At 66.9% G+C, this 18,980-nt stretch carries 16 protein-coding genes; 7 read left to right on the top strand and 9 right to left on the bottom strand.

The window, feature by feature from the left end; genetic code table 11:
- Positions 1–22: 22 nt before the first annotated feature.
- Together ACFPOB_RS12265 and ACFPOB_RS12260 are read right to left on the bottom strand one after the other, a co-directional pair.
- The gene (locus ACFPOB_RS12265) at positions 23–811 is read right to left on the bottom strand and encodes an MOSC domain-containing protein (RefSeq protein ID WP_377798668.1); all 789 of its coding nucleotides are present in this window, start codon (positions 809–811) and stop codon (positions 23–25) included.
- A gap of 104 nt (positions 812–915) precedes the next feature.
- Positions 916–1,290 (bottom strand): DUF2293 domain-containing protein, encoded by a 375-nt coding sequence (locus ACFPOB_RS12260; RefSeq protein ID WP_377798667.1) that lies wholly within the window; start codon positions 1,288–1,290, stop codon positions 916–918.
- A gap of 138 nt (positions 1,291–1,428) precedes the next feature.
- Between ACFPOB_RS12260 and clpB the strand changes: the two genes are divergently transcribed.
- Positions 1,429–4,050, top strand: a complete 2,622-nt coding sequence (gene clpB / locus ACFPOB_RS12255) for an ATP-dependent chaperone ClpB (RefSeq protein WP_377798665.1) — start codon at positions 1,429–1,431, stop codon at positions 4,048–4,050.
- A 178-nt stretch (positions 4,051–4,228) separates the two neighbouring features.
- Here the strand turns inward: clpB and ACFPOB_RS12250 are convergent, their stop codons facing one another.
- From ACFPOB_RS12250 to ACFPOB_RS12240, 3 genes are all read right to left on the bottom strand, one after another.
- Positions 4,229–5,437 carry a M20 family metallopeptidase gene (locus ACFPOB_RS12250; protein WP_377798663.1) on the bottom strand — a complete coding sequence of 403 codons (1,209 nt, stop codon included), beginning with the start codon at positions 5,435–5,437 and terminating at the stop codon, positions 4,229–4,231.
- Positions 5,438–5,539: 102 nt separating this feature from the next.
- Entirely contained in the window at positions 5,540–6,730 is a 1,191-nt protein-coding gene (locus tag ACFPOB_RS12245) for a pyridoxal-phosphate-dependent aminotransferase family protein (protein ID WP_377798662.1), read from the bottom strand.
- Positions 6,731–6,827: 97 nt separating this feature from the next.
- The gene (locus ACFPOB_RS12240; protein WP_377798661.1) at positions 6,828–7,460 is read right to left on the bottom strand and encodes a LysE family translocator; all 633 of its coding nucleotides are present in this window, start codon (positions 7,458–7,460) and stop codon (positions 6,828–6,830) included.
- A gap of 183 nt (positions 7,461–7,643) precedes the next feature.
- Between ACFPOB_RS12240 and ACFPOB_RS12235 the strand changes: the two genes are divergently transcribed.
- On the top strand, positions 7,644–8,210 hold the full coding sequence (locus ACFPOB_RS12235; RefSeq protein WP_377798660.1) for a GNAT family acetyltransferase: 567 nt from the start codon (positions 7,644–7,646) through the stop codon (positions 8,208–8,210).
- Positions 8,211–8,319: 109 nt separating this feature from the next.
- Here the strand turns inward: ACFPOB_RS12235 and ACFPOB_RS12230 are convergent, their stop codons facing one another.
- The 3 genes from ACFPOB_RS12230 to ACFPOB_RS12220 all read right to left on the bottom strand — a co-directional run bounded on the left by ACFPOB_RS12230 (position 8,320) and on the right by ACFPOB_RS12220 (position 11,048).
- Complete coding sequence (locus tag ACFPOB_RS12230) at positions 8,320–8,826, bottom strand: DinB family protein (RefSeq protein WP_377798659.1); 507 nt, start codon at positions 8,824–8,826, stop codon at positions 8,320–8,322.
- Positions 8,827–8,839: 13 nt separating this feature from the next.
- Positions 8,840–10,060 carry an NAD(P)/FAD-dependent oxidoreductase gene (locus tag ACFPOB_RS12225; protein ID WP_377798658.1) on the bottom strand — a complete coding sequence of 407 codons (1,221 nt, stop codon included), beginning with the start codon at positions 10,058–10,060 and terminating at the stop codon, positions 8,840–8,842.
- Between the two features lie 73 nt (positions 10,061–10,133).
- Positions 10,134–11,048: a LysR family transcriptional regulator gene (locus ACFPOB_RS12220; protein WP_377798656.1), complete on the bottom strand. Its 915-nt coding sequence runs from the start codon at positions 11,046–11,048 to the stop codon at positions 10,134–10,136.
- A gap of 254 nt (positions 11,049–11,302) precedes the next feature.
- Here ACFPOB_RS12220 and amaB point away from each other — a divergent pair, with 254 nt between their 5' ends.
- From amaB to ACFPOB_RS12195, 5 genes are all read left to right on the top strand, one after another.
- Complete coding sequence (gene amaB / locus ACFPOB_RS12215) at positions 11,303–12,823, top strand: L-piperidine-6-carboxylate dehydrogenase (protein ID WP_377798654.1); 1,521 nt, start codon at positions 11,303–11,305, stop codon at positions 12,821–12,823.
- 196 nt (positions 12,824–13,019) lie between these two features.
- On the top strand, positions 13,020–14,237 hold the full coding sequence (locus ACFPOB_RS12210) for an acyl-CoA dehydrogenase (protein WP_377798652.1): 1,218 nt from the start codon (positions 13,020–13,022) through the stop codon (positions 14,235–14,237).
- A 121-nt stretch (positions 14,238–14,358) separates the two neighbouring features.
- The gene (locus tag ACFPOB_RS12205) at positions 14,359–15,549 is read left to right on the top strand and encodes a CaiB/BaiF CoA transferase family protein (RefSeq protein ID WP_377798650.1); all 1,191 of its coding nucleotides are present in this window, start codon (positions 14,359–14,361) and stop codon (positions 15,547–15,549) included.
- Positions 15,542–17,212: a thiamine pyrophosphate-binding protein gene (locus ACFPOB_RS12200; protein WP_377798648.1), complete on the top strand. Its 1,671-nt coding sequence runs from the start codon at positions 15,542–15,544 to the stop codon at positions 17,210–17,212. Before ACFPOB_RS12205 ends, ACFPOB_RS12200 begins: the two co-directional genes overlap by 8 nt.
- Before the next feature lie 106 nt (positions 17,213–17,318).
- Entirely contained in the window at positions 17,319–17,843 is a 525-nt protein-coding gene (locus ACFPOB_RS12195; protein ID WP_377798646.1) for a hypothetical protein, read from the top strand.
- 55 nt (positions 17,844–17,898) lie between these two features.
- Here the strand turns inward: ACFPOB_RS12195 and tal are convergent, their stop codons facing one another.
- Positions 17,899–18,882: a transaldolase gene (gene tal, locus ACFPOB_RS12190; protein WP_377798644.1), complete on the bottom strand. Its 984-nt coding sequence runs from the start codon at positions 18,880–18,882 to the stop codon at positions 17,899–17,901.
- Positions 18,883–18,980 lie beyond the last annotated feature (98 nt).

Below are 18,980 nucleotides of genomic sequence, written 5' to 3'. Positions count from 1 at the left end.
CCCGCCAGGGCCCTTTCGCTTTTCAGGCGACACCGAGGGCTGCCGGTTCACTGGCCTCGACCAGGGTCAACCGCTCGCCCTCGCCGAGTGTCCCCCCGGCGACGATCCGGCAATAGATGCCGCAATCGACATGGCCGTAGCCCTTCATCAGCGCCTTCGGGATTTGCAGGTCGCGGATACCGGTCACCGGATCGACATTGGTGGCGGCGCAGCGCTCGATCCGCTTGATCACCTGGAGTCGCAGGCCCGACGGCGCGACGAGTTCGCGGTCGACCAGATCGAGCTCGGCCCAGGCCGGCAGGCCCTCGACCATGACATTGCCGCGGAAGCGCAAGGGATCGACGGGAACGCCGAGCCGCGTCTCCAGGTCGGCGACGCTGGCGAGATTGATGATCGAGACGAAGCCCGAGCGTGAATCGGTGAAGCGATAGCCCAGCGGCGCCGCCAGCAGGCGTGGCTCGCCGCGCAGTTCATCCGGCATGAAGGCCTTGAAGAAGGCGGAGAGTTGCTCCCGGCCCGCTGCGGTTGCTATGGCGAACCTGGTCTCGACATCGTCATAACCAATGACGAGGTCACGACTGTCATCGTCGTAACGCGTGCGCAGACGCGCAAGCGCCTCGTTGCGCATCAGCATCAGGTATTTGATCTTGGGCTGATGCACCGGCTCGGCCGGATCGAAGCCGGAAGGGCCATTCTCGATGGCGAAGAGTCGGTCGCCGGGGACATAGCCGCCGGTCGGCAATTCGGTCCGGCTCAGGCGCTCGGGCGACAGGCCCTTCACTGGATAGCGATACAGCGAGGCGACGCGCATGGGCCCTGTCCTTCCGATTGCGAGGCGCCGGAAACTGCCACGCCAAGCGCCAGGACGCCACAGCAAGGACTGTCACGGCCGATGAAAGGATTCCATCGATCCGATCAATGCGGCTGCTCCGCGCCTTCCTCAACGCCCTCCTCATCGAGAATCGAGCGCTGGCAGCCCCAAGCGGAGAGCACGTCGTCGATCGCGTCGGCCACGAAGTAGCGCGCGGCGTCGCGCTCATAGCCCTCGGCGAGCAGGCGATCATAATCCGTATGGCTGTGCCGAACATGACTGCCGAGCGCGAGCCAGAGCGCGGTCGAGGGCGGCAGCGCCCGCATTTGCGCCCGTCCGGCCAGCGCAAGCACCGTCTCGGCGTCGAGCAGCGGGATGCCGGGCACGAGCGCCCGCAACGCCTTTCGAATCGCCTGTTGCCGCTTCGTGCCGACCATGACCGCAGGCTGGGCGCGGACCTTGACGATCGTCAATGTCAAAGCTGCCTCCCGCCCCTTACGTTGCGCGAAAGCAACACTATCTTTGAGGACGAGGGGCTGCCCATCGGGGGCCCTATCCCATCGAAAAGCAGCCGGCTCCGCCGCTTCGGGGCGCGACTGGCGTGCGGAGGCAGTTGAATGAACATTGAGAAGTATACCGACCGGGCAAAGGGTTTCCTCCAGGCCGCTCAGACGATCGCGATGCGCGAGGGCCATCAGCAATTCACGCCCGAGCATGTGCTGAAAGCACTGCTCGACGACAGCGAAGGCATGGCGGCCGGTCTAATCGACCGCGCCGGCGGACAGTCGCGGCAGGCCAAACAGCTGGTCGACGCGGCACTTTCCAAGCTCCCCAAGGTGAGCGGTGCCGGCGCATCGAGCCTGCATTTGACCCCTGCGCTGGCGCGCGTCTTCGATACTGCCGAGAAGGCGGCGGAGAAGGCCGGCGACAGCTTCGTCACGGTCGAGCGGCTGCTGCTCGCGCTGGCAATCGAGAAGGACAATGAGGCCGGTAAGATCCTGGCCAAGGCCGGCGTCACGCCGCAGGGCCTCAATGCCGCGATCGAGGCAATCCGCAAGGGCCGCACCGCCGATTCCGCCTCGGCCGAGCAGGGCTATGACGCGCTGAAGAAGTATGCTCGCGACCTCACCGCCGCGGCGCGCGAGGGCAAGCTCGATCCCGTCATCGGCCGCGACGAGGAAATCCGCCGCACCATCCAGGTGCTGAGCCGCCGCACCAAGAACAATCCGGTGCTGATCGGCGAGCCCGGCGTCGGCAAGACCGCGATCGCCGAGGGCCTGGCGCTGCGCATCGTCAATGGCGACGTCCCTGAGAGCCTGAAGGACAAGGAACTGCTCGCTCTCGACATGGGCGCGCTGATCGCCGGCGCGAAATATCGCGGCGAGTTCGAGGAGCGGCTGAAGGCCGTGCTTTCCGAGGTCTCGGCCGCGGCGGGCGGGGTCATTCTGTTCATCGACGAGATGCACACTTTGGTCGGCGCCGGCAAGACCGACGGCGCGATGGATGCGTCCAACCTGCTGAAGCCTGCTCTCTCCCGCGGCGAGCTGCACTGCGTCGGTGCGACCACGCTCGACGAGTACCGCAAATATGTCGAGAAGGATGCGGCGCTGGCGCGGCGCTTCCAGCCCGTCTTCGTCGACGAGCCGACGGTCGAGGACACGATCTCGATCCTGCGCGGCCTGAAGGAGAAGTACGAGCAGCATCACCGCGTGCGCATCACCGACTCGGCGCTGGTCTCGGCCGCGACCCTGTCGAACCGCTACATCACCGACCGTTTCCTGCCCGACAAGGCGATCGACCTCGTCGACGAGGCCTCGGCACGCCTGCGCATGCAGGTCGATTCCAAGCCCGAGGAGCTCGACTCGATCGACCGCGAGATCGTCCGGCTGAAGATCGAGCAGGAGGCGCTGAAGAAAGAGAACGATGCCGGCTCGAAGGAGCGGCTGCGGCGTCTCGAAGGCGAGCTCAGCGATCTTGAAACCCGCTCGGCCGCGATCACCGCGACCTGGAAGGCCGAGAAAGACAAGCTCGGCCAGGCGGCGGAGATCAAGACCAAGCTCGACAACGCCCGCAACGAGCTCGCCCAGGCGCAGCGGAAGGGCGAGTACCAGCGCGCCGGCGAGCTCGCCTATGGCGAGATCCCGCAGCTCGAGAAGCAGCTTTCCGAGATCGAGGCTAAGGGCGACACCTCCGGCATGGTCGAGGAAGCCGTGACGCCGGACCATGTCGCGCAGGTGGTCAGCCGCTGGACCGGCGTGCCGGTCGACAGGATGCTGGAAGGTGAGAAGGAGAAGCTCCTGCACATGGAGCAGAGCCTCAGCCAGCGTGTCGTCGGCCAGGCGGAGGCGGTCGAGGCCGTCTCCAAGGCGGTCAGGCGCGCGCGCGCCGGCCTTCAGGACCCGAACCGGCCGATCGGCTCGTTCATGTTCCTCGGGCCCACCGGCGTCGGCAAGACTGAGCTGACCAAGGCTCTGGCGGCGTTCCTGTTCGACGACGAGACGGCGATGGTCCGGCTCGACATGTCCGAATATATGGAGAAGCACTCGGTCAGCCGGCTGATCGGCGCGCCTCCCGGCTATGTCGGCTATGAGGAAGGCGGCGCGCTGACCGAAGCGGTCCGGCGCCGGCCCTATCAGGTCGTGCTGTTCGACGAGGTCGAGAAGGCGCATCCGGACGTGTTCAACGTCCTGCTGCAGGTGCTCGACGACGGGCGCCTGACCGACGGCCAGGGCCGCACGGTCGATTTCCGTAATGTGCTGATCATCATGACCTCCAACCTCGGCTCGGAGTTCCTGGTGAACCAGCCGGAAGGGCAGGACAGCGACGCGGTGCGCGACGAGGTGATGGGCGTTGTCCGCCATGCCTTCCGGCCGGAGTTCCTGAACCGGATCGACGACATCATCCTGTTCCACCGCCTGCGGCGGTCGGACATGGGCGCGATCGTCGACATCCAGATGGCCCGGCTCGCCAAGCTACTGGTCGACCGCAAGATCACGCTCGACCTCTCGGAGGAGGCGCGCGACTGGCTGGCCGAGAAGGGTTACGACCCCGCCTATGGCGCGCGCCCCCTGAAGCGCGTGATCCAGAAATCGGTGCAGGACCCGCTGGCGGAGCTCTTGCTCTCGGGCGCGATCCGCGACGGCGAGACCGTGCCGGTCACGGTCGGCCCCGCCGGGCTGATGCTCGGCGAGTTCACCGCCGCGAGCGAGAGCCGGCCGGCCGGTGTGGCGCTAAACTGATCCGCCTCTCGATCACAAAAAGCGAAGGGCGCCGCTCACGCGGCGCCCTTTTTCTTTCTGGGGCGTCATTCTCGGCCGAAGCGAAGCGCAGAGCCGAGAATCTCATGACGAGAAAGCGACGGACTAGCGCGCTCTCCGGCCCGAGATGCTCGGGTCAAGCCCGAGCATGACGTGTATGTCACTCCATCCGCGCCGCAGTCCGCATCACCGCCAGCGCCAGGGTCTGCGCGGCAGGGACGATGCTCTCGATCTCCAGGAACTCGTCCGGCGTATGGGCCATGCCGCCGACCGGGCCGACGCTGCAGAGCGTCGGGCAACCCTGCGCTGCGGTGAAGCCGGAATCGGCGCAGCCGCCGGTGTATTCGGCGGTCACCGCGATACCCAAGCCTGCCGCGGCCTCGCGATAGGTGTCGTAGAGCAAAAGCGAATCAGGCGTCTGCTCCAGCGGGTGGAATTCACCCTTGATGATCAGCGTGGCCGAAGAGCCCTCGACCACCGGCGTCTCGACGATCTCGCGGATCGCCTCGACCAGTTCCGCACGCTGAGCCGCCGTCTTGTAGCGCAAGTCGATCTCGCACCCGGCGGAGGGCGCCACTGTATTGACGGTCTGGCCGCCGCCGATCAGCCCGACATTGACGGTGATGCCGGCATCGAGGTCGGTCAGCCCCTGCAGGCGCGGGATCTTGTGGCCGAGATCGACGATGGCCGAGACGCCCTTCTCGTAATTCGCGCCGGAATGAGCCGCCTTGCCGGTAAACTCGGCGCGCATGAAGACGCCGCCCTTGCGGCCGGAGGTGATCGACTGCTTGTGATCGCGGTTGTACTCCGTTCCCGTGGGCAGCCGGCTCGGCTCGGCGTTGAAAACGCAGCGCGACTCGCGGGCGGCAGCCTCGATCACCGGCCGCGAGGACGGCGAGGCGATCTCCTCATCGCTGGTGGTCAGCATCATCAAAGGCGCCTTGAGGCCGCCATTTGCGGCGAAGGCGGCGGCGACGAAGGCCTCGATCACGAGCCCGGCCTTCATGTCGGCGACGCCCGGCCCATAGGCGCGGCCGTCGCGAATGGTGAAGGGCCGGCGGGTCGGCTCGCCCTCGGGGAAGACAGTGTCGCGATGACCGAGCAGCAGGACCGGACGCTGGTCGTTCGCGGTCGGGTTGGGCAAGTGCGCCTTGACCGCATCGCCATAGCGGGCATCCGGCACGATCTCGACGGAAAGCCCGTTCGCCTCGTGGAACCGTGCCAGCACCTGGCCGGCCCGGTCGACGCCGGCCTTGTCGTAGGAGCCGGAATCAGTGTCGACCATCTCGCGCAGCAGATCGATCATCGCCTGCTTGCGATCGCTCAGCCAGGCGAGGATGCGGGCTTCTTCCTGCGTCGTGTCGGTCATGGTCGGCTTTCCGTGTCTGGTCGGGCCGGGAGCTTAGCCAAGCTGCTCCGGCGACGATAGGCGAAGCATATGGGCCGGTGGACATTGTTCTTGCGGCTGGGGCTAAGCTGCCATCTCGCGCGCATTGGCGCCGAGATAGGTGACCGCAGCCGCGACGCCGCCCGCACCATGTGGGATGCTCTTCGCCTGTAGGGCCATCTCGACCGCGCTCAGGCTGCCGAGCACCATCGGCGCGTTGACATGGCCCATATGGGCGATGCGGAAGGCCTTGCCAGTGAGATCGCCGATGGCCAGGCCGAGCGTCACGCCACAGACCTGCTGGGCGTAGTCGGTGATGGCAGTGGGATCGCCGTCGACCAGGATGGTGGTGACCGACGACGCGCGCTGCGACGGCTCGACGACGTTGAAGCTCAGCGTCTGGCCTTCCGCCCATTTCGCCATCGCCGCCTGCGTCGCGGCTGCCAGCAGGGCATGGCGCCGCCAGACCGCTTCGAGCCCTTCGGCGAAGATCATGTCGATCGCGGCGCGCAGCCCGAACATCAGATGCTCGGGCGGCGTGCCGCAATGCTTCATATAGAGCAGCGGGTCCATGCGCGCGGTCCAGTCCCAATAGGGCGTGCGCATGTTCGCTTCCCGGTGCGCCTGGAGCGCCTTGGCGTTGGCGGCGACGAAGGCGAGGCCGGGCGGGGTCATCAGCCCCTTCTGCGAGGCCGACATCGCGACGTCGACGCCGAAGGCATCCATCTCGAACGGCATGCAGCCGAGCGCGGCCACACCGTCGACCATGTAAAGCGCCGAATGGCCGGCAGCGTCGATGGCGCGGCGGATCGCCTGGACATCATTAACCACGCCGGAAGCGGTGTCGATCTGGACGGTCAGCACCGCCTTGATCTCGTGACCGGTGTCACGGCGCAGGCGCGCTTCAACCGCAGCCGGGTCGACCGCGGCGCGCCAGGAGCCGGCGAGCACCTCGACATCGGCGCCCATGAACCTGGCCATCTCGCCCCAGCCGATGGCAAAGCGGCCGCTGGCCAGTACCAGGATCTTGTCGCCGCGCGAGAGGACATTGGTCAGCGCCGCCTCCCAGCCGCCATGGCCATTGGCGGCGTAGAGAAACGTTTCGCCCGCCGTGCGGAAGATAGCCTTGAGATCGGCCAGCAGGGACTCGGTCAGGTCGACGATCGTCTTCGAGGCAAGCTCCTCGGCCGGGCGCATCATCGCCTGCAGCACGCGATCGGGCACATTGGTCGGGCCCGGCATGGCGAGCAGGGCCCGGCCATTGGCGACACTCATGGAAAACTCCTGCCTCATGTGCTGCGACGGACGCGCCGGGCCGCGAACGACCCGGCGGTACGATGCACAAACCTTGCTAGCGGTTCAGAAATCGTTGTCAGCGGCGCGCTTCAGTGGCCATGCGCACGGCAAAACCAGCCAGCATCGTCGCCATCAGCCAGCGCTGCACCAGCGCCCATAACGGGCGCGTGCGCAGGAAGATTGCGATGCCGCCGGCAGCGAAGGTGATCAGCGCGTTGACGCTGACCGAGACGCTGATCTGGATGAAGCCGAGGATGATCGACTGCGCCAGCACGCTGCCCGCGGCAGGGTCGATGAACTGCGGCAGCAGCGCCAGGTAGAACATCGCGATCTTCGGGTTCAGCAGACTGGTGAGGAAGCCCATCATGAAGAGCTTGCGCGGCCCGTCATGCTTGAGCTCGCGCACATGGAAGGGCGAGCTGCCGCCGGGCCGGACCGCCTGCCAGGCGAGCCAGAGCAGATAGGCCGCGCCGGCGAGGCGCAGCGCGTCATAGGCGAACGGCACCGCGAAGAGCAGCGCGGTGATGCCGAAGGCGGCGCAGACAACATAGAAGACGAAGCCGAGCGCGATGCCGCCGAGCGAGATCAGCCCGGAAGCCGGCCCCTGCGCGATCGAGCGCGAGATCAGGTAGATCATGTTCGGCCCGGGCGTCAGCACCATGCCGAGCGCGAGCAGGATGAAGGTGACGAGATTGGTCGTATCGATCATGGGATTCCCCAGCCTGGAGCTGGCGAACCATGACATTGCCGGCGAAAGCTGCAAGACACAGCTCATGCAGCAACCGCATCGCGGCCATCCCTGAGCTGGCGCTTCTGACAGGAGATGGCGGGAACGAGTCGCAGCCTGCCGGGTTTAATGGCGCACGATCTCGGGGGGAGATGCTTCATGACCTTGTTCAGCCGCCTGCTTTATTTGGCCATCGCCGGCGCCTTGTTGCTGGCCTCGATCCTGCTGATGGCTGTCGCGATCTCGAGGACCTTCACCGGCTTCTGGACCGGTGAAGGCGCACTCGACACCATGCTCGACGGGATCGGGCTGGTGATCATCGCGGTCGCCGTCGCCGATGTCGGAAAGTTCCTGTTCGAGGAGGAGGTCGTTGCCGACCGGGAACTGCGGCGGCCGGCGGAGGCGCGGGGGTCGCTGACCAAGTTCATGACGATCATCATCGTCGCGCTCAGCCTGGAATCGCTGGTGCTGATCACGAAGGCCGCGCGCGACAAGCCGGCCGACATCCTGTTTCCCTCCCTGCTGATGCTGGTCGCCGTGGCGGCACTGGTCGGGCTCGGCCTGTTCCAGAGGTTGAGCCAGCATGCGACGGCGGCGATCCCGAATGATGTCGGGGATGAAAACGAAGAGCCAGAGGTTCGACGGCGATCAAGGCCCAGCAAGGTCGCTTCGCAAAAACCAGTGACCCGCGGGGAACCCTCTCCTGGAAGGAGAGGGCAGGGTGAGGTGTAGGCTGTTCGACCAGCTCCGCGAGGCCTGACCGCGCGGTTGAGTTCAGGCAAACGTTTCCGCTCCGACACCTCACCCCGCCCCTCTCCTTCCAGGAGAGTGTTTCCCCGCGCTATCCCCGCATCTCCACCAGCATCAGGTCGGTATCATCGGGCTTCGCCCCCGCCGCCGTCAGCATGGCGTGGGCCTGGCCGCGATGATGGGTCTGGTGATTGAAGAAGTGCATGACCAGGATCGGTGCCTGCATGGTCATTTCGCTCCCGGTCACCCCCGAGAACCAGGTCACGTTCCCTGAGAGCCACTCCGGCGAAAGGTCCTCCGCCCAACCCAGGATCGTCTTGTCGAAGTCGCGGCGTGCCGCCTTGAGTTCCCGCCAATCTGCGATCATCGTTGAAGATTGGCGGTTGGGCACAGCCGGCTTCGGCGTCCCTGCGAAGCGCGACAGCCAGGTCTGGTCGGCCCAGAGCAGATGACAGAAGGTGCCGTGGATCGAGCGGAAGAAGGCGCCGCGGTCATGCCGGCGCGCCTCGTCGGTGAGCGTGTCGGCCGCCTCGTACAGGCTGCGGTTCTGCCAGCGATTATAGCGCGCCATGGTCGTGACATAGGCCGTGTCGATCATGGGCGTGCTCCCCTCAGATGATGTTCGCCTCGCGCAGAGGTCTGCCGGCGACGATCCGCTCATGGCCGAGATCCGCAAGGTCGAGCGTCAAATACCGGCCGTTGACGATGTGCTCGGCGAGGCCGCGGCCGACCGCCGGGGATTGCTGCAGGCCATGGCCCGAGAAGCCGTTGGCGAGATAAAGATTGGGCACGCCGACGGCAGGGCCGAGGATCGCGTTGCCGTCGAGGCCGTTCATGTCATAGGGACCGGCCCAGGCGCGGCCTGGCTTGATCGCCTCGAAAGCGGGCACGCGATGAGCGAGCGGCGCCCAGACATATTCCTCGAAGAAGGACCAGTCGACATCCTCGACATCGGCATCGGTCTCGACCCATTCGCGGTCGAGCTCGGCCGGCGGCGAGGAACCGCAGATGAACATCTGGCCGTCATTGCCGCGCTTGCCCTCGGGGCGGACATAAGCGCCGGAGGTGTCGATCAGCAGCGGGCAATTATCGACCTCGCCCTTGCAGGTGAAGCTGTAGACATAGCGCTTCATCGACTTCACGGGGATGGCGACGCCGGCGGTCGCGGCGAGCCTGGCGCCATGGGTACCTGACGCGTTGACCGCGGCGGCGCAGGCGATGCGGCTGCCATCGGCCAGCTCGACGCCGGTGACGCGGCCGCCTTCGACGACGTAACCAGCGACCTCGCCCTGGCGGTATTCGACGCCGAGCGCGCGCGCCTTCTTGCGGAAGGCCTGCAGCAGGGCCCAGCCGTCGAACCAACCCTCGCCGCTGACGCCATAGGTGCCGCAGAGGAGATCCGAGGTATTCAGCCAGCCGAATTTGCTGCGCAGCATCTCTGCAGCATAAAGCGCAATATCGGCGCCTTCCTGCTGCTGAAGCTTTTGATTCTGCTCAAGAACCTTACGTCCTTCGCCGCCGGCGACATAGAGATAGCCGCCCTCGTGCAGATCGATCGAGGGCGCCTCGCCATCGACCGAGAGATGCTGGCCGATATTGCGCAAAAACGCGATGCCGAAGAGCGAGACGCGGATGTTCACCGCGCTGGAGAATTGCTGGCGGATCGAGGCCGCCGACAGCGCCGAGGCCGAGAGCCGGTAGGTCGGGTCCTTCTCGACGACGATGACCTTGCCCTTGAAGCCGGGATCGCTGGCGAGATGATAGGCGACGGAGGAGCCGATCGCGGCGCCCCCGACGATGACGATGTCGGCCGAGGCTGGAGCGGAAGACATGAGTGACCTGCGCAAAGCGGTGGTTCGTGATCTCAGCGCATGAATGACGAGTTGGCCAGCGCTTGTCGAGAGCCTAGTTCATGCCCTGACATTCGCCGACGAGCCAGTCGCGGAAGGCGACCACCGCCGGCAGGCTCGCCTTGGCCTCGGGATAGACGAGGTAATAGCCCTCCGGCCCGCGCACCGGCCGATCCACTGGAATTACCAGCGCGCCCGAGCGCAGTTCCTCCTCGACCAGGATGCGCGGCACGATGGCGACGCCGAGCCCCGCCACCGCCGCCTGAGCCACCATGGCGAACTGCTCGAAGCGCGGCCCCATCAGCGCCCGCTCCGGCGGCAGGCCCTGCTGCTCCAGCCAGTTGGCCCAGGCCCGGGGTCGGGTCGATTGCTGCAGCAAAGGCTGGCGCAGCAGATCGGCCGCCTCGCGGATGCCGGCCCGCGCCACCAGCGCCGGCGCCGCAACAGGCACCACTTCCTCGCCCATCAGGCGGTGCAGCCGCGCCCCTGGCCAGACCGGATGGCCGAAATGGATGGCGGCGTCGGCCTCGTCATGGGCGAAGTCGAACGGCACCAGTTTCGTCGAGAAATTGATGGTGACGCCGGGATGAGCTTCGGTGAAGCGCGGCAGGCGCGGGATCAGCCAGCGCGTGCCGAAGGTCGGCAGGATGGCGAGGTGGAGCAGGCCGGCGCCGCCGCGGAAGGCCATGGCGGACAGCGTCGCGGCGGCCAGGCGTGAAAGCCCGTCGCGCACCTCGGCGGCGTAGGCGCCGCCGGCAGGCGTCAGGCTAACGCGCTTCTTCACCCGCTCGAACAGCTTCAGGCCGAGATTCTGCTCCAGCAGCGCGATCTGGCGACTGACGGCGCCCTGCGTCAGGTTGAGCTCCTCGGCGGCACGGGTGAAGCTGCCATGGCGCGCCGCCGCCTCGAAGGCGGCGAGCGCCGAGAGAGAGGGCACCGAGAGACGGCCGGGAACGATCTCCGAGGTCATGATCTCAACTCATCAAGTCGTGAGAACATATCGATTGCGGAGAGCGGCTGGAAGAGGGCATTGTGCGGTCGAATGCCGGGCTGCAGCTCGCAGCCCAATACGAGCCCTCATCCTGAGGAGCCGCGTAGCGGCGTCTCGACGGATGCTCCAGACTGCATCACTGCAGTCGACTGGAGCATCCTTCGAGACGCGCTTCCTTTGGAAGCGCTCCTCGCAATGAGGGCTGTGGTTCGCTGGCGATCAGGATCAACACCATGACGACCTCCCTTCCGAACGACGCCCTCGCCTTGCTGAAGCGCCTCGGCGTGCCTGAGAGCGCCTATGCCGGCGCCGGCCTCAGCGCCCGCTCGCCGATCACCGGCGAGACTGTCGCGACGCTGCGCGAGACGAGCGCCGCCGAGGCCGAGGCCGCGATCGGCCGGGCCCAGTCCGCTTACCTCGCCTGGCGCAAGGTGCCGGCGCCGCGGCGCGGCGAGTTCGTCCGCCTGCTCGGCGAGGAGCTGCGCACGCACAAGGCCGATCTCGGCCTGCTGGTGACGCTGGAAGCCGGCAAGGTCACCTCCGAGGGCCTCGGCGAGGTCCAGGAGATGATCGACATCTGCGACTTCGCCGTCGGCCTGTCGCGTCAGCTTTACGGCCTGACCATCGCGACCGAGCGCCCGAACCATCGCATGATGGAGACCTGGCACCCGATCGGCGTGGTCGGCGTGATCTCGGCCTTCAACTTCCCGGTCGCGGTCTGGTCGTGGAATGCGGCGCTCGCCTTCGTCTGCGGCGACAGCGTCGTCTGGAAGCCGTCGGAGAAGACCCCACTGACCGCGCTCGCCGTGCAGGCGATCATCCTGAAGACGATGAAGCGCTTCGGCCCCGAGGCTCCCGTGGGTCTCTCGGAAATCCTGATCGGCGGCCGCGAGATCGGCGACATCCTGGTCCAGGACCATCGCGTTCCCGTCGTCTCCGCCACCGGCTCGACCCGGATGGGCAAGGAGGTCGGCCAAAAGCTCGCCGCCCGTTTCGCCCGCGCCATCCTCGAGCTCGGAGGCAACAATGCCGCGATCGTCGCGCCTTCGGCCGATCTCGATCTCGCTCTGCGCGGCATCGCCTTCGCGGCGATGGGCACTGCCGGCCAGCGCTGCACCACGCTGCGTCGCCTGATCGTGCATGAGAGCGTCTACGACCAGCTCGTGCCGAAGCTCGCCAAGGTCTACGCTAGCGTGAAGATCGGCGATCCCCGCGAAGCCGGCGTTCTGGTCGGCCCGCTGGTGGACGAGGCCGCCTATCAGGGCATGCAGAAGGCGCTGTCCGAGGCCAAGGCCGAGGGCGGCAAGGTCCATGGCGGCGGACGAGTCGATGTCGGCTCCGGCGGCTTCTATGTCCGCCCCGCCCTGGTCGAGATGCCCAGCCAGTGCGGCCCAGTCGAGCGCGAGACCTTCGCCCCGATCCTCTATGTGATGAAGTACAAGTCGATCGACGAAGCGATCTCGCTGCAGAACGCGGTCGGCGCCGGCCTGTCCTCCTCGATCTTCACGCTCAACATGCGCGAAGCCGAGCTGTTCGTCTCCGACGAGGGTTCGGATTGCGGCATCGCCAACGTCAATATCGGCCCGTCCGGCGCAGAGATCGGCGGCGCCTTCGGTGGCGAGAAGGAAACCGGCGGCGGCCGCGAAGCCGGCTCGGATGCCTGGAAGGCCTATATGCGCCGTGCCACGAATACGCTGAACTACGGCACCACGCTGCCGCTGGCGCAGGGCGTCAGTTTCGACGTGGATGCGTGAGACTTTGAACTAAGGAACCACATCGTCTTTCCGGGGCGCTGCGCAGCAGCGAGCCCGGAACCCATGAACACAGGCCGAACAGAACAGAGCGCGTCGTCGCGCATCATGGTTCGATTTCGGTGTTCATGGATTCCGGGCTCCTCGCTACGCTCGGCCCCGGAATGACGGGGAGCGAAAGACAAGGGGAGTTGAGATCATGGCCGAAGCAGCGCGCAAGACCGCCCATAGCCACAAGCTGGCAGAGTTCAACTGGGAAGACCCCTTCCTGATCGACGAGCAGCTCTCCGAGGATGAGCGGCTGATCCGCGACACGGCCCGCCAGTACGCGCAGGAGAAGCTGCAGCCGCGCGTCGCCGAGGCCTATCTCGAGGAGAAGACCGAGCGCGGCATCTTCAACGAGATGGGCGAGCTCGGCCTGCTCGGCGTGACGGTCCCGGAAGAGTATGGCTGCGCCGGCGCCAACTACGTTTCCTACGGTCTGGTCGCTCGCGAGGTCGAGCGCGTCGACTCCGGCTATCGCTCGATGATGTCGGTCCAGTCCTCGCTGGTGATGTATCCGATCTACGCCTATGGCGACGAGAACCAGCGCAAGAAGTACCTGCCCAAGCTCGGCTCGGGCGAATGGGTCGGCTGCTTCGGTCTGACCGAGCCCGACGCCGGCTCCGATCCCGCGGGCATGAAGACCCGCGCCGAGAAGGTCGCCGACGGCTACAAGCTGACGGGATCCAAGATGTGGATCTCGAACTCGCCGATCGCCGACGTCTTCGTCGTCTGGGCGAAGTCGGCCGCGCATGACAACCAGATCCGCGGCTTCATCCTCGAAAAGGGCATGAAGGGCCTCTCCGCCCCGAAGATCGGCGGCAAGCTCTCGCTGCGCGCCTCGATCACCGGCGAAGTGGTGATGGATGGCGTGATCGTGCCGGAAGAGAACCTGCTGCCGAACGTCTCCGGCCTCAAGGGTCCGTTCGGCTGCCTCAACCGCGCCCGCTACGGCATCTCCTGGGGCGCGATGGGCGCCGCCGAAGACTGCTTCCACCGCGCCCGCCAATACGGGCTCGACCGCAAGCAGTTCAACAAGCCGCTGGCCCAGACGCAGCTCTACCAGAAGAAGCTCGCCGACATGGTGACCGAGATCACGCTCGGCCTGCAGGGCTCGCTCCGGGTGGGCCGCCTGCTCGACGAGGGCAAGATGGCGCCGGAGATGATCTCGCTGGTGAAGCGCAACAATTGCGGCAAGGCGCTCGACATCGCCCGCCAGGCCCGCGACATGCATGGCGGCAACGGCATCTCGATCGAGTACCATGTCATGCGCCATGCGGCGAACCTCGAGACGGTCAACACCTATGAGGGCACGCACGACGTCCACGCGCTGATCCTCGGCCGGGCCGTCACCGGGCTGCAGGCGTTCTTCTGATCCTCCCTCTCGGGTCGTCCCGGGCGAGCGCAGCTCGACCCGGGACCCATGCCTGAACCGTTCCGGCATGGGTCCCGGCTCTCCGCTTCGCTGCGGCCGGGACGACGGCGTGGACTTCGTTATGACTTCAGCCCCTCCCCTCACCGGCCTGCGCGTTCTCGAACTGGCGCGCATCCTTGCCGGCCCCTGGATCGGCCAGCTCCTTGCCGATCTCGGCGCCGACGTCGTCAAGGTCGAGGCGCCGGAAGGCGACGACACTCGCAAATGGGGGCCGCCCTTCGTCGAGGGCACGGGCGACGAGCATCTCTCCGCCGCCTATTTCCACTCGGCCAATCGCGGCAAGCGCTCGATCACGGCCGATTTCCGCACGGAGGAAGGCCAGGCGCTGGTGCATCGCCTCGCCGCCCATGCCGATGTGGTGATCGAAAACTTCAAGGTCGGCGGGCTCGTCAAATACGGGCTCGACGCAGCCTCGATGCGCAAGGCCTATCCGCGATTGATCTACTGCTCCGTCACCGGCTTCGGCCAGGACGGCCCCTATGCGCCGCGCGCCGGCTACGACTTCCTGGTCCAGGGCATGGGCGGGCCGATGTCGGTCACCGGCGAACCGCAGGGCGCACCGATGAAGGCGGGCTATGCCGTGGCCGACATCTATACCGGCCTCTATGCCACGACCGGCATCCTCGCCGCCTTGCGCCGGCGCGATACGACCGGCGAAGGCGCCGTGCTCGACATGGCGCTGCTCGATGCGCAGGTCGCCGTGCTCGGCAACCAGGCGATGAACTATCTCACCTCCGGCAAGGCGCCGCAGCGCCTCGGCAACGCCCATCCCAACATCGTGCCTTACGACGTCTTTCCGGTGGCGGATGGGCACATCATCATCGCGACCGGCAATGACGGGCAGTGGCGCAAGCTCTGCGAGGTCGTCGGCGATGCCGGCTTTGCCAGCGAGCCCGACTACATCGACAACCGCTCGCGCGTCGCCAACCGCGTGGCGCTGACCGCGCGCCTCAACGCGCTGACCAGCCGCTTTGCCAAGCTCGACCTCCTGGCGAAGCTGGAAGCGGTCGGCGTGCCGGCCGGCCCGATCAACACGATCGAGGAGGTCTTCGCCGACCCGCAGGTGAAGGCGCGCGGCGTGCGCGTCGACCTCAAGAACCCGGCGGCCAAGGCAGGCTCGACCCCCACCGTCGCCTCGCCGATCGTGCTCGACGGCATCAGGCAGGTGGCGAGCCGGCCGAGCCCGCGCCTCGGGGAGCACGAAGACGAGATCCTGAACGACCCGGCCTGGGGAGGGCCGTACAATGGCTGAGCGCACTGGCGGGCAGATCCTCGTCGACCAACTCCTGATCCACGGCGCGACCGACGCCTTCTGCGTGCCGGGCGAGAGCTATCTTGCCGTGCTGGACGCACTGCACGACGCCGAGATGAAGGTCACCATCTGCCGGGCCGAGGGCGGCGCGGCGATGATGGCGGAAGCGGCCGGCAAGCTCACCGGCAAGCCCGGCATCTGCTTCGTGACGCGCGGCCCCGGCGCGACCAACGCCTCGCCCGGCATCCATATTGCCGACCAGGATTCGACGCCGATGATCCTGTTCGTCGGCCAGATCGAGCGCGGCATGCGCGAGCGCGAGGCCTTCCAGGAGCTCGACTACCGCGCCGTCTTCGGCACGATGACGAAATGGGCGACCGAGATCGATGATGCCGCCCGCATCCCCGAGATCATCAGCCGCGCCTTCCATGTCGCGACCGCCGGCCGGCCCGGCCCGGTGGTGATCGCGCTGCCCGAGGACGTGCTGACCGACCTCGCCGACGTGCCGGACGCAGCGCCCTATCAGGTCACCGAGACGCATCCCTCGCTGCTGCAGACGATCGACCTGCAGAAGCGGCTCTGGGCGGCGAAGGCGCCGATCGCCATCCTCGGCGGCTCGCGCTGGGACCCTCAGGCGATCGCGCGCTTCCAGCGCTTCGCCGAGCGCTTCGACCTGCCTGTCGCCGTCTCGTTCCGCCGGCAGATGGTCTTCCCGGCCGATCATCCCAACTTCGCCGGCGATCTCGGCATCGGCCCCAATCCGAAGCTCCTGAAGCGCATCCAGGACAGCGACCTCGTGCTTCTCGTCGGCGGGCGGCTCTCGGAGATGCCGAGCCAGTCCTACACGCTGTTCGGCATTCCCAATCCCGGCCGGCCGCTGGTGCATGTCCATCCCGATCCGGACGAGCTCGGCCGCGTCTACCGGCCGGAGCTGGCGATCAACGCCTCGCCGACCGCCTTCTGCGCCGCGCTCGAGACGGTGCACCCGCCGCAGGTGATCCCGTGGGCCGGCGCGGCCGCCGAGGCCCATGACGCCTATCTCGCCTGGAGCGAGCAGCCGGCGCCGGTGCCGGGCAAGTTCCATCCCGGCGAGATGGTGACCTGGCTGCGCCGCAACCTCCCGGCCGACGCGATCCTATGCAACGGCGCTGGCAATTACGCGACCTGGGTCCATCGCTTCCATCGCTTCACCAGGTTCGCGACGCAGCTCGCGCCGACCTCGGGCTCGATGGGCTATGGCGTGCCGGCGGCGATCGGCGCCAAGCGGCTCTTTCCGGAACGCACCGTCATCGCCTTCGCCGGCGATGGCTGCTTCCTGATGAACGGCCAGGATTTCGCGACGGCGGTGCAATACGATTTGTCGGTGATCGTCATCGTCGTCGACAACGGCATGTATGGCACCATCCGCATGCACCAGGAGAAGCATTATCCCGGCCGCGTCTCGGCGACGACGCTGAAGAACCCCGACTTCGCCGCCTATGCCAAGGCTTTTGGCGGCCATGGCGAGCGGGTCGAGACCACCGAGGAGTTCGCGCCGGCCTTCGAGCGGGCGCTGAGCAGCGGCAAGCCGGCGATCATCCACTGCCTGCTCGATCCCGAGGCAATCACGCCGGCGAAATCGCTCTCGACCATCCGCGCCGAGGCGTTTGCAGCGCAAGGCTGAGCGCGCCGGCGATCGCCGAGGGCGGCAGTACGAAATCGTCTCTGAACGCGCCATCGAACTTTCTGGTCCTCAGCTCGTTTGAGTGCTGCGAACAGGGAGACGAACAATGGCAAGGCGCGGAATCATCACGGTGGCGATGGTCGGGACGTTCGGCGTCGCCGCGATCATGCCGGCGCAGGCCGCAGGCTTTCTCGATGATCTCGCCCGGGCATTTTTTGGCGGCGGGCGGCCGACGCCTCCCGTCTACGTCGACTCGCCCCTCGAGATGACCGTGCAGCCCAAGCGGCGGGCGCCTCGTGTCGCGGCGCCTTCCAGGCCGATCGAGCCAGCGGTCAAGCTCGATCCGGCCAGTGACCCGTACTGGTATCTCAGCGACCCGACCCTGCGCAAAGGCGATATCGTCGTGACGCGCTCGGGCGTTGTAGTGTTCGACGGGCGCGAAGCTTCCCGGCATTCGCCATCTGCCTTTACCGCGCTCGGCGAAGCCAAGCGACTGCCGAAGTCGCAGCAGCAGACGCTGCAGGCCGCAGCGGCCGGCGGACGCGCCTATTTTGGCGCCGCTGTGGTTCCGGCGACAGTCGCGACCACGCCGCCTGCCGCGACCGGCACGACCGTGTCACAGCTTCAATAGCCTCTGCCCCGGCGCCCGGCGTCGCACGCTACTGCCGCGATCGGAGCCGCCGGGTTCAAGCCGCCTTGGCCTCGTCGAGTTTGGCGCTCACCAGCTTGCGCAGGCTGCGCAGATCCTTGACGAAGCCGCGAATACCCTCGGCAAGCTTCTCGGTCGCCATCGCATCCTCGTTCATGGCGAAGCGGAAGGCCTTCTCATCGAGCGTGATCTTCTTTGCGCCCTCTTGGGACACGACTTGCGGCGATGCGGCCGGTGAGAGCCTGCGCGGGAGATCGCCAGTGGCCGCGGCCAGTTCATCGAGCAGGCCGGGGCCGATCGTCAGCCGGTCGCACCCGGCCAGCGCCTCGATCTCGCCGATGTTGCGGAAGGAGGCGCCCATGACCACGGTCTTGATCCCGAAGGCCTTGTAATAGGCATAGATGCTCTTCACCGAGACGACGCCGGGATCGGTTTCCGCGGTGTAGGGGCCGCCGCCGGCCTTGACGTGCCAGTCGAGGATGCGGCCGACGAAAGGCGAGATCAGGAAGGCCTTGGCATCGGCCGCCGCGACCGCCTGCGGCAAAGCAAAGAGCAGGGTCAGGTTGCAGTCGATGCCCTCGGCCTGCAAGACGCGCGCAGCCTGGATGCCCTCCCAGGTCGAGGCGATCTTGATCAGGATGCGCTCACGCCCGACGCCGCGCTCCTCGTAGGCCGCGATGATGGCGCGCGCCTTGGCGAGCGTCGCCTCGGTGTCGAAGGAGAGATCGGCATCGACCTCGGTCGAGACCCGACCGGGGACGATCTTGGTCAATTCGGTGCCGAAGGTGACGGCCAGCCGGTCGCAGACCGCCTCGACCGCGCCCGCACCGTCCTGGCGCTTGCCCCAGGCGATCGCCTCCTCGACGAGACCGGCATAGGCCGGCGTCTCAACCGCCTTGAGCAGCAGCGTCGGATTGGTGGTGCAATCGACCGGCTTGAGGCGGCGTACGGCCTCGATGTCGCCGGTGTCGGCGACCACGGTGGTCATGGCGCGGAGCTGGTCGAGCTTGGAGGCGGTCATCGCGTCATCCGTAAGGGTTGCTGTCGGTCATGCCATCAATATGACGCCTGCCGACCGTCATTGCGAGCGAAAGCGAAGCAACCCGGCCCTGCACCAGC

The sequence above is a fragment of the Allobosea eneae genome, from assembly GCF_042657265.1.
Lineage (GTDB): Bacteria > Pseudomonadota > Alphaproteobacteria > Rhizobiales > Beijerinckiaceae > Allobosea > Allobosea eneae.
The sequence above is the reverse complement of the archived record's forward strand: the minus strand, read 5'-3'. Positions and strand labels throughout refer to the sequence as shown.